The 13,167-nt window shown below is 32.4% G+C and carries 11 protein-coding genes; 6 read left to right on the top strand and 5 right to left on the bottom strand.

The window, feature by feature from the left end; genetic code table 11:
* Positions 1–73 precede the first annotated feature (73 nt).
* From Q0807_RS12465 to Q0807_RS12455, 3 genes are all read left to right on the top strand, one after another.
* Positions 74–1,195 carry an ABC transporter permease gene (locus tag Q0807_RS12465; RefSeq protein ID WP_299110363.1) on the top strand — a complete coding sequence of 374 codons (1,122 nt, stop codon included), beginning with the start codon at positions 74–76 and terminating at the stop codon, positions 1,193–1,195.
* A gap of 68 nt (positions 1,196–1,263) precedes the next feature.
* Entirely contained in the window at positions 1,264–2,874 is a 1,611-nt protein-coding gene (locus Q0807_RS12460) for a T9SS type A sorting domain-containing protein (protein WP_299110362.1), read from the top strand.
* 161 nt (positions 2,875–3,035) lie between these two features.
* A complete protein-coding gene (locus tag Q0807_RS12455) occupies positions 3,036–4,493 on the top strand; it encodes an NAD(P)/FAD-dependent oxidoreductase (RefSeq protein WP_299110360.1) in 1,458 nt (485 codons plus the stop codon).
* 349 nt (positions 4,494–4,842) lie between these two features.
* On the opposite strand, the gene pncA is transcribed toward Q0807_RS12455, so the two are convergent.
* From pncA to nadA, 5 genes are all read right to left on the bottom strand, one after another.
* Positions 4,843–5,448, bottom strand: a complete 606-nt coding sequence (gene pncA / locus Q0807_RS12450; protein ID WP_299110358.1) for a bifunctional nicotinamidase/pyrazinamidase — start codon at positions 5,446–5,448, stop codon at positions 4,843–4,845.
* Positions 5,449–5,491: 43 nt separating this feature from the next.
* Positions 5,492–6,889 carry a nicotinate phosphoribosyltransferase gene (locus Q0807_RS12445; protein WP_299110356.1) on the bottom strand — a complete coding sequence of 466 codons (1,398 nt, stop codon included), beginning with the start codon at positions 6,887–6,889 and terminating at the stop codon, positions 5,492–5,494.
* A 507-nt stretch (positions 6,890–7,396) separates the two neighbouring features.
* Positions 7,397–8,038, bottom strand: a complete 642-nt coding sequence (locus Q0807_RS18945) for an FAD-binding protein (RefSeq protein ID WP_367180253.1) — start codon at positions 8,036–8,038, stop codon at positions 7,397–7,399.
* On the bottom strand, positions 7,995–8,981 hold the full coding sequence (locus Q0807_RS18940; protein ID WP_367180252.1) for an L-aspartate oxidase: 987 nt from the start codon (positions 8,979–8,981) through the stop codon (positions 7,995–7,997). Before Q0807_RS18940 ends, Q0807_RS18945 begins: the two co-directional genes overlap by 44 nt.
* A gap of 10 nt (positions 8,982–8,991) precedes the next feature.
* Positions 8,992–9,987 (bottom strand): quinolinate synthase NadA, encoded by a 996-nt coding sequence (gene nadA, locus Q0807_RS12435; RefSeq protein WP_299110354.1) that lies wholly within the window; start codon positions 9,985–9,987, stop codon positions 8,992–8,994.
* A gap of 252 nt (positions 9,988–10,239) precedes the next feature.
* Between nadA and Q0807_RS12430 the strand changes: the two genes are divergently transcribed.
* From Q0807_RS12430 to Q0807_RS12420, 3 genes are read left to right on the top strand one after another with little or no spacing between them, the layout of a single operon-like run.
* A complete protein-coding gene (locus Q0807_RS12430) occupies positions 10,240–10,716 on the top strand; it encodes a DUF4405 domain-containing protein (RefSeq protein ID WP_299110352.1) in 477 nt (158 codons plus the stop codon).
* Positions 10,717–10,722: 6 nt separating this feature from the next.
* A complete protein-coding gene (locus Q0807_RS12425) occupies positions 10,723–12,030 on the top strand; it encodes a TolC family protein (protein WP_299110350.1) in 1,308 nt (435 codons plus the stop codon).
* A gap of 53 nt (positions 12,031–12,083) precedes the next feature.
* Positions 12,084–13,163, top strand: a complete 1,080-nt coding sequence (locus tag Q0807_RS12420) for an efflux RND transporter periplasmic adaptor subunit (protein ID WP_299110349.1) — start codon at positions 12,084–12,086, stop codon at positions 13,161–13,163.
* The last annotated feature ends 4 nt before the right edge of the window (positions 13,164–13,167 follow it).

The following is a 13,167-nucleotide window of genomic DNA, read 5'->3' as shown; positions in this document are numbered from 1 at the left end:
CTCGTCGAGCGCAGTCGAGACGTTTATTAAAAAATGAAATTTAAAAAAGATTCCTGCCTACGTAGGAAGAGATATGAAAACAATTTTATACATCATACAAAAGGAGTTCAAGCAAATCTTTAGAAATAAAGGCATGCTTCCTATCATTTTTGTACTACCAATATTACAACTCGTTATACTATCTAATGCAGCTACATTTGAAGTCAAAAATATCAAATTTGGTTATATTGATAACGACCACACATCAACGTCTAGAGCCTTAGTTGAAAAATTTAATGCATCTACTTACTTTAATGTATTAACTGATTTTCCTTCGGAAGCATTAGCAAGTGCTTCGATGTTGAAAGGTGAGGTAGATGTACTTTTGCAAATTCCACACTATTTTGAACGCGATTTACAAAAAGAAAAACAGAACAAATTAGGCGTAACTATAAACGCAATTGATGGCGCAGCAGCAGGAGTAGAAAATGTATATGTCAAACAAATTGTACAGCGCTTTAATCAAAACATAAAAGTAAATTTGTTACAAGTTTCAGACAAACAAATACAACCAATTACTATAGAGACTATTCCATTATTTTGGTATAATAAAACTTTAAATTATAAAACCTTTATGGTTCCTGGTATATTGGTTTTACTAGTTACTATGATTACGCTCTTCCTTTCAGGAATGAATATTGTTCGTGAAAAAGAAATTGGAACTCTAGAACAAATCAACGTCACACCAATAAAAAAGAGTCAGTTTATTATTGGGAAACTTTTTCCGTTTTGGGTCATAGGAATGGGCTTACTAACTGTTGGATTAATTTTAGCAAAAGTTATCTTTAATGTTCCAATGCTAGGGAGTTTACCGCTTATGTATTTATATACATCAATTTATATTCTAGTCATTTTAGGTATTGGTTTGTTCATTTCTAATTTTACAGATACGCAACAACAAGCCATGTTTATTGCTTGGTTTTTTACCGTTATTTTTATTTTAATGAGTGGTTTATTTACACCAATAGAGAGTATGCCAAAATGGGCACAAACACTTACCGAATTTAACCCAATAAGATATTTTGTAGAAGTCATGCGTATGGTGATGCTTAAAGGTTCTGGTTTTAACGATATTCTTCCACAGTTATTAAAAACAGCCCTTTATGCTTTTATAATGAATGGATTAGCAGTTTGGAGTTATAAGAAGACGAATTAAGCTAATGTAACATTAGATACAGTATTTGTTTTTTGTTAGTTCTACCTTTAATGCTCAATCCTCTAATTATGAAGCATAAGGTTTTAGTATTCGCGCTCTCTTTATTGACAAGTGTCAACTTATTTGCACAAGACCAATTTACGGTTCAAATAGAACCATTAATTATTACAGATGCACCAAACGTGCATTCATTTTCATGGGGAAAAACTTCCGATGGAAAATGGATAATCTTAGGAGGAAGAATTGATGGTTTGCATCAAAGACAACCATTTGCTGCTTTTCAGGAAAATGATAATAACAAAAGTGTGTATGTTATAGATCTTGTTGCGAACCAAACTTGGAGCACGTCTATTGATGCACTATCTACAGTGCTTTTTGAACAACTACAATCCACAAATCAAGAGTTTTATCAAAGAGGAAATACATTATATATTATGGGTGGTTACGGTTATAGTGCCACACAAAATGACCATATTACCTATGATAAATTAACGGCTATTGATGTCGATGGATTAGCAAATGCTGTTATTAATAACACAAACATCGTTTCTTTTTTTAGACAAATTTCAAATTCTAATTTGGCAGTTACAGGTGGACATTTGGGTTTCTTAAATGATGTGTTTTATTTGTGTGGAGGACAATATTTTGAAGGAAGATATAATCCACAAGGACCAAATCATGGTCCAGGATTCATTCAAAATTATACCGATGAAATAAGAACTTTTGAAATCAGTGATGATGGTACAAATCTTTCAATAATAAACTATTCTGCACAAAACGATACTAATAATTTACACCGAAGAGATTATAATTTAGCACCTCAAATTTTTCCTGATGGAACATCTGGCTTTACTATGTTTAGTGGTGTTTTTCAACATACAGCAAATTTACCTTGGTTAAATAGTGTAGATGTAACGGCTTCAGGATATACAGTTAATAATACATTCAATCAATATTTAAGTCAATATCATAGCGCTAAAGTGCCTATTTACGATACGTCAAATAATGTAATGCACACCTTGTTTTTTGGTGGTATGAGCCAATACAAATTAGATGCAAATAACAATCTTATTCAAGATGATAATGTGCCATTTGTAAAAGCCATAAGTAAAGTTTCTAGATTTAGTGATGGCTCAATGACAGAAAGTAGTTTAGGTATAGAAATGCCTACTTTTTTAGGTTCTGGTTCCGAATTTATTCCATTGGAATTTGGAGCAAACTTTTCTGAAAATGGTATTTTGGATTTAAATAATTTGCAAGAAGGAGTTACTCATATAGGCTATATTTTTGGTGGAATTGAAAGCACTCAAGAAAACATTTTCTTTATAAATGATGGTACACAAAGTAGCGCAAGTAATTTGGCGTTTAAAGTCTTTATTAATAAATCGACTTTAAGTATAGATGAAGTAGCTCTTAACCCGAATAATATTTACAATTTAAAAATTTATCCAAACCCTTCTAATGGTATTTTTTCTATTGAAATATTCATTCCTAACACTCAGCAGAACACTTTAGAAGTTTATAATCTTTTAGGTAAAAAGGTAAAATCAATAGTGATTGAAAAATCTATTGGTTTAAAAGAAATAGCTCTAGATTTAGCTAGTATGGCGTCTGGAGAATACATTTTAGTCTTCAAGAATAAGCAGCATACAATAGAGAAAAAAATTATAAAGCTGTAATTAATTGCGTCATAGTGTAACAATAGTTACGGTTGGTTTTATTTGAAAATATGACCTTTATAATCTAATCAAAGCTATTATTAGTATAAAGGTCAAAATGACCTAAATCATTTCATAAGCTTAATTATTAAACTAATTTCATAGTATTAAATCATAAGAAAATGTCTAAAATTGTTATTCTTGGAGCCGGAATTTCTGGTCACGTCGCAGCAACGCATTTACGCAGAAAACTACCGAAAAAACACGAAGTTGTTGTGGTATCACCTAACAGTAATTACCAATGGGTTCCGTCTAACATTTGGGTGGGAATTGGTAGAATGAAATCAGAAAAAATCTATTTTCCGTTAGCGCCTTTATATAAAAAGAAAGGTATTGGTTATAAGCAAGCCAAAGCGATTTCCTTTTTTCCTGAAGGGGATAAAACCGAAGAGAAACCTTATGTTTTATCCGAATATGTGGTTGGAGATAAGAAAGGACAACAAGAAAAAATAACTTATGATTATTTGATTAATGCCACAGGACCAAAATTAAATTTTGAAGCTACTGAAGGCTTAATTCCTGGCGAAAATAAAGCCTATTCTGTTTGTGCATATTCACATGCGGACCATGCTTGGGAAGGTTTAAAAGCGTTAATTGAAGAAATGAAAGTTGGTAAAAAAGCTAAAATTTTAATTGGTACAGGTCATGCAAAATCAACCTGTCAAGGTGCTGCATTTGAGTACATTTTAAATGTAGAACAAGAATTACGCAAGCATAATGTACGTGATATGGCTGAAGTAACATGGATTTCTAACGAATATCAATTAGGTGATTTCGGGATGGATGGTATGTTGTTAAGCTACGGAAGCATGACTATGAAATCTCATGAAATGGTAGAAATGGTTTTTGAAGACAGAGACATTAAATGGATACTTGGAGCAGGAGTAAATAAAGTGGAAGATGGCGTTGCACATTACGAAAATTTAGAAGGAGAACAGAAATCTGAATCTTATGATTTTGCCATGTTAATTCCTTCGTTTTCTGGTCATGGTTTTAAAGCCTATGACAAAAATGAAAACGACATTACAGAAAAACTCTTTAAAGGGTTCATGATTGTTGATGCAGATTACACACCAAAACCTTATGAAGAATGGTCTGTAAAGGATTGGCCGGAAACGTATCAAAATCCAAGTTATAGAAACATTTTCGCACCTGGTATTGCGTTTGCACCACCACACGCTATTTCTAAACCAAGAACGAGTAAAAACGGAACGGTTATTTCACCAGCACCACCTAGAACAGGAATGCCATCTGGTATCACGGCGAAGTTAGTAGCAGATAATATTATTGATTCTATAAAGAGTGGAAAAGAATCCTTAAGTCACAAAGGTTCTATGGGAAATATGGGAGCAGCATGTATTGCTTCTGCTGGTTTTGGATTACTTAATGGAAGTGGAGTTAGTATTACAACCTATCCCATTGTTCCAGATTATGAAAAATATCCTAAAACACAAGGACGTCAACTCGGTAAAACTTTTGGGGAAATTGGTTTAGCTGGTCACTGGTTAAAATTAGCCTTACACTATGCTTTTATCTATAAAGCTAAAATGCGACCATTTTGGTGGTTGATTCCTGAATAGGTTTTTTTAAAATTAGTGTGAGCTAATGAATTTTGAGTAAACACATAAAAGTAATGTCCCCTCGAGGGGACTTTAGGGGTGTTTTATTAATAGAGTAATCAAATTTTTCAAGTCACAGAAATATAACCGTGAAAATTAAAATACTATGACACAAAGAATTTCAAGATATCAAAGATTTAAAATGATGAATCCTATCATTCAGTTTTTCAAATTCATTTATTTAAGTATCAAAATAATGATAGTCGTCGCAGGAGGTCATGGTGGCACAAGAAACGTGAACTAAAATAATGATTAGAAATTAGTATGGGATTAATATCTAGAACTCATCTATTTAATGGTATAATAACTATTAAATAGATGTGGATGTTACCATCTGAATACCCATAGCAATCATTTCCTTTTTTAGTTTTTCAAATACGTCCTTATCCAATGCTTTAGAAGCATCTTCAATAAAAAAGCAATCAAATCCTTCTTTAACAGCATCGCGTGCTGAAAAATAAACGCAAATATCAGCAGCTAAACCACATAGAAAAAGCTGTGTGGTTCCTTTTTCTTTTAAATAACCAGCCAATCCCGTTGATTTTAAATGGCCATTGTCATAAAAAGCACTGTAACTATCAATAGTTTTATCTGTTCCTTTTCTAAAAATAGCTTCAAATTTTTCAGTTTTTAAATCGGGATGAAATGCTGCACCTGCAGTACCTTGTACACAGTGATTTGGCCATAAAGTTTGTGGTTGCCCATGAATTTCAATTTCATCAAAGACAGATTTTCCGTTATGATTATTAGCAAAACTGATATGGTCTTTAGGATGCCAATCTTGTGTGCCAACTACTAAATCAAATTTATCTTGAATCTTATTAATTACATGAATAATTTGATTGCCGTTGGCAACAGGAAGAGAGCCGTTTGGTATAAAATCGTTCTGAACATCAATGATTAATAGCGTTTTCATGAGTAGAATTTAATTTTGAATCTAATTTTTAGTATAGCTTAGTTTAGAATTTATGCTTATTAATTAAAGTGTCACGTTCTTTCTTAAGTGCAGAACTCAGTCCAATTTTATAGATATGTGGATTCTGAAAACGTTTGTATTCATTGGGAAGTTGTTTTAAACGTGATTGCGAATATTTTGAAATTTCAGTAACCGAACGAGAAGGAAGTACTCTTTTTCCATTTTTCATCACTAGTTCAAGTAAAGGCTCATGCTTAAATGAAGTGAGCTCTAAACTTTTAGTGGTATCAAAAGGATGTTCCATAAGTGTAACGTTGTCTTCAGAAGAAAGCGTTACGGCATCTGCACCGTAAAACATACCATTATCGTCTGTCATTCGGTAAACTTGCTTTTTAAATGGAAGCGATATTTTAATAATATTTTCAGAAAGCTTGATTCTTGGTGTATCGTTATATTCTGCTAATTTATAAACACCATCCAACGCGGCATCCGGTTTCCCTGTGACTAGGTTTGTACCAACACCAAAAATGTCAATGGACGCACCTTGTTCTTTCAAACTTTTTATAACATACTCGTCCAATTGGTTAGATGCTACAATTTTTACATAACTCAAATTGGCATCGTCAAGTATAGCGCGCGTTTTATCAGATAAATAGGCTAAATCACCACTGTCTAAACGCACACCTAACAGACGGTCGCCTCGTTTTTCCATTTCTTTGGCTACAGTAATAGCATTTGGTAGTCCACTTTTAAGGGTATTGTATGTGTCTATTAAGAAGACGCAATTCTCTGGTCGCATTTTAGCAAAATCTCTAAAAGCTTGTAATTCTTCATCATAACTTTGAATAAAAGAATGTGCCATAGTACCTGTAGAAGGAATATCGTAATCTTCGGCAGCTTTAACATTACTCGTGCTGTCAAAACCACCAATGGCTGCAGCTCTAGAGGCATAATAGCCACCTGTAGCATGTGCACGACGTAAGCCCATGTCTAAGAGAATACCATCTTTAGCACTAAATCTTATTCGGCTAGCCTTTGTAGCAATCAAGGTTTGAAAATTAAGAATGTTTAGTAAAAGCGTCTCAATAATCTGAGCTTCTATAATATTGGCTTCTACTTGCAGTATTGGTCGGTTAGGAAATACAATGTCGCCTTCCTTACTCGAATAAATGTTTCCTTTAAATCGGAAATTCTTTAAATAGTCTAAAAAATCACTTTCAAACCCTTTTTGTTTCAAATAGGAAATATCTGATGAAGAGAACTCGAGGGTTTCAAGAATATCTAAGACATCTTCTAGTCCTGCAAAAATGGAATACCCACTCTTAAAAGGATTGTGTCTAAAATAATAATCGAAGACCGCTCGTCCATCTGGTTTTGTACCAAAATAAACTTGAGCCATTGTGATTTGATAGAGGTCGGTATATGCAGCTGTAATATTCATTAGAATTTGGATTATATCTCTAGAAGATATCCAAAAATAAAAAGATGTCTTGTTGAGAATTTTAAAAAAAATAAAGCCAATAAATTTAAGCATATTTTGCCACTCAGAGAACGAAGACGCAAGAAAGATTGCGTTTGTTTATTAAAAAAAAATCAGATTTAATTGTAATTCACTTTTGTTGAGTAACATTAGTTACTGAGTGTTATTATATGATGATTTATTTTTGTTGTAGCTGGTGTTTTTTTGTTCGACTTTAATGAGAATTTTAGAGTTGATTTCAATAATTACGAGAGCATCAATATGACGGAAAGAATTTCAAAATATCAAAGATTTAAAATGATGAATCCTATCATTCAGTTCTTCAAGTTTATTTATTTAAGTATAAAAATAATGCTTGTTGTTGCTGGAGGGCATGGAGGCACAAGAAAAGTTAACTGATGTGGTTGTCAGTTTTTTTGGTTGGTTAGTAAAAAGCATTCATTTTTTTAAATGAATGCTTTTTTTATTTTAAACTAAATCCATATTATAAAAACCACCACAGTTTTTCTTACGTTTTTTAGAAAATTTTGTAATTAAATAAGCTGTAATAATTAAGTTTCTTAATTCGCATAATTCAGAAGATATTTCTGAGTGGTCATAAAGGCGTTTATTATCTTTATATAACACACGTAATCGTTTTTCGGCACGTAATAATCGTTCGTTAGACCTTACAATGCCAACATAATTACTCATAATGGTTTTAACTTCATTTTTATCGTGAGTAATTAAAATATTTTCCATGTTTTTAATCACGGCAACATCATTCCATTGAGGTATATTTTTTGGAATCGTTACATTTTTAAACTTTTTAAGTACATGTAAATAAGCACGATGTGCATACACCAAACCTTCCAATAAAGAATTTGAGGCTAATCGGTTTCCGCCATGTAATCCTGTTCTAGTAACTTCACCACAAGCGTATAAATTTTTAATAGAGGTTTTTGCGTTTTTACTCACTTTTACACCACCACAAATGTAGTGTGATGCTGGTAACACGGGAATGAAATCTTTTCTGATATCGATACCAAGTGAAGCACATTTTTCTGTGATATTAGGAAAATGTGATTTAAATTTTTCGTACTCTAAATGGGTGCAATCTAAAAAAAACATGTGGCGAACCACTTTTCTTTAATTCATTATCAATGGCTCTTGCTACAATATCTCTCGAAGCTAATTCTTCGCGATTATCATAGTTGTGCATAAATGCTTTACCATCAATAGTTCTTAATTTAGCACCAAAACCTCTAACGGCTTCAGAAATTAAAAAAGCAGGATATTCACCAGGATTATACAAAGCTGTTGGGTGAAATTGTATGAATTCTACGTCTGCGATTTCTGCTTTTGCTCTATAAGACATTGCTAAACCATCACCTGTTGCCACTTTGGGATTGGTAGTAGTTTGGTAAACTTGTCCGCTACCACCAGAAGCTAACATTGTAAATTTGCTCAAAAGAGTTTTTACAACCGATTTCTTTTCGTCTAAAACGTAAGCACCAAAACAAGATATTTTAGAGTTTCGCTTTGTTTTAGATTTTTTTGCTTGGTGTTCAGTAATAAAATCTATAACATAATGATGCTCTAAAAACTCAATATTTGATTGTGCATTAACTTGTGCAATTAATGCCCTTTCAATTTCTGCACCAGTAACATCTGTGTGATGCAGAATACGGTTTTGAGAATGACCGCCTTCGCGACCTAAATCGTATTCACCTTTATCATTTTTATCAAATTTTGTTCCCCAATCAATTAACTCTTGTAAGCGTTCTGGTGCGTGTTTCACCACCATTCTTACCACTTTTTCATTGCATAAACCATCACCTGCAGATATAGTATCTTGTATATGTTGTTCAAAACTATCTACAGTTTTGTCATAAACAGTTGCTATACCACCTTGAGCATATTTAGTATTAGATTCTGTTTTTTCGTCTTTAGTAACAATAATAATTTTTGAATCTTTATATTGAATAGCAATTTTTAAAGCAAAAGTTAAGCCCGAAACACCTGAGCCAATAACTAAGAAATCGGATTCTATTATTTTTTTATCATTTACCATCTAGAAATATTTATTTTGACAGTTCTAGCATTCTTTCAATAGGAACAATTGCTTTCTTTGCTAATTCAGTATCAACTTCAATATTTGGTAATTCGTGTTTAATACACAAGTAAAGCTTTTTTAAAGTATTCAATTTCATATAAGCACATTCGCTACAAGCACAAGTATTGTCTTCTTTAGCGGGAGCAGGAATGATTTCTTTATCTGGATTTTCTCTCGTCATTTGATATAGAATTCCGGCTTCCGTAGCGACTATGAATTTCGTTCTATTACTGTTTTTAACATAATCTAATAACCCTGCTGTAGAGCCAATATAACTAGCCACTTGAAGTAAATGGTCTTCAGATTCTGGGTGTGCAATAATTTCTGCATCAAGATTTTCTTTATGTAGTTTAATTAATTTTTCCATAGAAAAAGCTTTATGTACAAGACAAGAACCTTCCCATAAAACCATATTGCGACCTGTTTCTTTATTTAAATAAGCCCCTAAATTTTTATCGGGTGCAAAAATAATAGGTTGTTCTTTCGGAATGGAGTTAACTATCTTTTTAGCATTAGAAGACGTACAAACATAATCACTTAGAGCTTTTATCTCTGCCGAACAATTAATATAAGTGATTACAACATGATTTGGATGTTGTTTTTTAAATTGTGAAAATTTATCTGGTGGACAAGAATCTGCTAAGGAACAGCCTGCTAATAAATCAGGTAGCAATACTTTTTTAGTAGGATTTAATATTTTGGCAGTTTCTGCCATAAAATGAACACCAGCAAAAATTATTATATCGGCATCCGTTTTCGCTGCTTTTTGCGCTAATGCTAGACTGTCCCCAACAAAGTCAGCAATTTTTTGTATCTCATCAATTTGATAATAATGAGCAAGAAGAATGGCATTTTTTTCTTTTTTTAGCTTTTGTATTTCGGTAATGTAATCTATTCCTGATGTTTCTATATCTAAATAACCTTTGGTTTGGATATTTTGCTTTGCAAGTTCTATTAATTTCATTTCAGAGTACTTCGATTAATACTTTTTTGAATTAGTAATTCCTCATTTTGGTAAAATTAATTAGATAGTTTCTATGAAAACATGATAAATAGCATGTTAAGAAATGAAATTATTTTTACAACCAGAAGTCAATAACTATATATAAATACTGTTGGATGCATTCATTGTAATTTTTCTTCATCTGACCAAAGTCATTGTGGCATTTCTTTCTAATCTATACTTTTAATTACAATTCAAAAAAGTATCAGTACAATGAAAAAGTCTGTCAAAGCCATGCGAAAATCCACTTGGAACTTTATACTAAATGCAACTATGACATTATGTATGTCTGCAATTATTGGTATTGGTTTTCTAATTAAGTACACCCTTTTATCTGGTCAAGACCGAAAGGAAGTTTATGGACAGAATGTAGAACTGTATTTCCTTAATATGGACAGACATCAATGGGGAACAATTCACCTTTACTTAAGTTTTGTGCTCATTGGCTTATTAATAATACATGTTTTTCTGCATTGGAAAGTCGTCACAGCCGTTTACCAAAAAATTATTAAAGTGCAATTTACTAAGAGAATTGTTGCTTTTAGTTTCGCAATACTATGCACTATACTAGTTATTGTTCCCTTTTTTATAAATCCAAAAGTAGAAGTTATAAAAAAGGGAAACGGACGCCAAGTAACATTGGTTACAGACTTCGATAATACATTAAACTATTTTTGCACTGTAAATTAATGATTGATGAAAAAACATATTTATATACCACTATTACTTTTAGCTTTTACTCTGTCCGTGACGGCTCAAGATGCTGTGTCTATTACAAAAACGGAAGTCTTAACTAAAGTTTCAGAAAATAATACAAGTATTAAGATTTCTGAGGAAGAGTTTAAACAAGCTAAAGCCGATTTTAGACAAACCAATGCAGTGTTTTTACCAAACATCACGGCAAGTCATACAGCTATAGCAACGACGAATCCGTTAATGGCTTTTGGTTCTAAGTTGAATCAAGAAATATTAACGCAAAATGATTTTAATCCAGCGTTATTAAACGACCCATCTCAGATTGAAAATTATGCTACAAAATTCGAAATTCAGCAACCATTAATTAATATGGATGGCATGTTTCAACGCAAAGCTGCCAAATCTAAAATGGAAGCAATGTCTTTAAAAACAGAACGTACACAAGAGTATTTGGCTTTCGAAGTTGAAAAAGCATACATGCAATTACAATTGGCCTATAAAGCTGTTGATGTTTTAGATAAAGCATTAGAAGCGGCAAATGCCAATAAAAAATTAGCAGATAACAGTTTTAAACAAGGCTATTTGCAACGTTCGGATGTGTTGAATGTTGAAGTACGAGTAACTGAAGTTCAAAATCAATTACAATCCGCAAAAAGTAATGTACAAAATGCCTCTAATTACTTATCGTTTTTAATGAACGATGAGACGTATGTGGTTTACACACCAACAGACGAATTTAATGTTTCAACTTTTGAAATGGAAGATAAATCTATATCTGAAAATCGTTCGGATATTAAAGCCATGCAACTCGCTTCAAATGCTTATGAAGCCATGAATAAGGCTGATAAAATGGCATTCTTACCAAGATTAAATGCTTTTGGAAGTTACGAGTTATATGATGACCAAATTTTTCAAGCAGATGCTAATGGGTATTTATTTGGTGCGCAATTAAGTTGGGATATTTTTCAAGGCTCTAAACGCTTTGGGAAAGCACAGAAAAGTAAATCTGAATTCGAAAAATCAAAATTGGAATACAAACAATATGTGTCTCAAAGTAATTTGGAATTAAACAAGGCAAAACGTGCCTTATTGGATGCAGAAAATAAGTTAAAATTAACAGCTTTAGCTTTAGAACAATCAGAAGAATCTTTAAGAATAAGAACCAATAGATTTAAAGAAGGACTAGAAAAAACGTCTGATTTATTAATGGCAGATACACAATTTGCTCAAAAGCAATTAGAATATTACCAAACCATTTTCGAATATAATTACGCACAAGCATACTTACAATTTTTAACTAAAGAATAATTTTTCCTGCAAGGTTTCTAAAACCTTATAGGTATCAACATAAAACAATAAACATGAAAAAATATATTTACATACTAACGCTTACAGCAATAGCATTTTTTGTAACAAGTTGCGGAAGCGAAGACAAAAAAGCAATTGAGGATAATTCACCTGCAATTAGTGTAAAAACCAGTCAGGTAGAAGCTAATACTAATAGTCCATTTTTGGCGGTCAGTGGAAAAATTCAAGCTGTAAATAGTGCTGATTTAAGTACTAGAATGATGGGTTACGTTAATAAAGTTCATGTTAATGTTGGCGATAAGGTACGTAAAGGACAATTATTAGTATCTATTAATAATGCCGATTTACAAGCCAAACGTGCGCAAGTAAATGCAGGCATATCAGAAGCAACAGCTGCCTTCAATAATGCACAAAAAGATTATAATCGTTTTAAAAACTTGTTTGCAGATAATAGTGCTTCTCAAAAAGAAATGGATGATATGACGGCTAATTTTGAAATGGCTAAAGCGCGTTTAGAATCGGCCAATCAAATGAAAAACGAAATTAATGCACAATTTACGTATAGTAATATTACGGCACCTTTTAGTGGAACCATTACAAGTAAAAATGTAGAAGCTGGTAATATGGCAAATCCAGGAGCACCATTAATTAGTATTGAAACGCCAGGACATTTTGAAGTAATGGCCATGGTACCAGAATCTGAAATTTCTGCGATTAAAAAAGGAACTACTGTTGATGTATTGGTGAAATCAATTAATCAAACCTTAAAAGGAAAAGTAGCCGAAGTAAGTACATCTGCCAAAAACACAGGTGGACAATATTTAGTAAAAATAGATTTAGACAAAACAGAAGCTAATATTTTATCTGGCATGTTTACAACAGTGCAATTTCCTGTAGAAAGAAAAGCAGCGACAGCAATGGTTTTAATTCCAACCGATGCTATTATAACAAACGGACAATTATCTGGTGTTTATACGGTAAGTCAAAGTAATACAGCATTATTAAGATGGTTACGTTTAGGAAGAACCTTTGGAGACCAAGTAGAAGTATTATCAGGTTTAAATGCAGATGAAGCGTATATCGTATCAGCAGAAGGAAAGCTATACAATGGTGCAAAAATTTCAATTCAATAATTAG

The organism is uncultured Winogradskyella sp. (assembly GCF_947495255.1).
In the GTDB taxonomy this organism is placed as follows: domain Bacteria; phylum Bacteroidota; class Bacteroidia; order Flavobacteriales; family Flavobacteriaceae; genus Winogradskyella.
This window is presented reverse-complemented; position numbering and strand designations above follow the sequence as displayed.

Excerpts from the sequence above, each read along its gene's own strand:
- nadA (WP_299110354.1), bottom strand. The coding sequence starts at position 9,987 with ATGAAATTAATAGAACTTGCAAAGCAAAATATCCAAACCAAAGGTTAT.
- Q0807_RS18940 (WP_367180252.1), bottom strand. The coding sequence starts at position 8,981 with ATGGTAAATGATAAAAAAATAATAGAATCCGATTTCTTAGTTATTGGC.
- Q0807_RS12460 (WP_299110362.1), top strand. The coding sequence starts at position 1,264 with ATGAAGCATAAGGTTTTAGTATTCGCGCTCTCTTTATTGACAAGTGTC.
- Q0807_RS12455 (WP_299110360.1), top strand. The coding sequence starts at position 3,036 with ATGTCTAAAATTGTTATTCTTGGAGCCGGAATTTCTGGTCACGTCGCA.
- Q0807_RS12420 (WP_299110349.1), top strand. The coding sequence starts at position 12,084 with ATGAAAAAATATATTTACATACTAACGCTTACAGCAATAGCATTTTTT.
- Q0807_RS12425 (WP_299110350.1), top strand. The coding sequence starts at position 10,723 with ATGAAAAAACATATTTATATACCACTATTACTTTTAGCTTTTACTCTG.
- Q0807_RS12465 (WP_299110363.1), top strand. The coding sequence starts at position 74 with ATGAAAACAATTTTATACATCATACAAAAGGAGTTCAAGCAAATCTTT.
- pncA (WP_299110358.1), bottom strand. The coding sequence starts at position 5,448 with ATGAAAACGCTATTAATCATTGATGTTCAGAACGATTTTATACCAAAC.
- Q0807_RS12430 (WP_299110352.1), top strand. The coding sequence starts at position 10,240 with ATGAAAAAGTCTGTCAAAGCCATGCGAAAATCCACTTGGAACTTTATA.
- Q0807_RS18945 (WP_367180253.1), bottom strand. The coding sequence starts at position 8,038 with ATGTTTTTTTTAGATTGCACCCATTTAGAGTACGAAAAATTTAAATCA.
- Q0807_RS12445 (WP_299110356.1), bottom strand. The coding sequence starts at position 6,889 with ATGAATATTACAGCTGCATATACCGACCTCTATCAAATCACAATGGCT.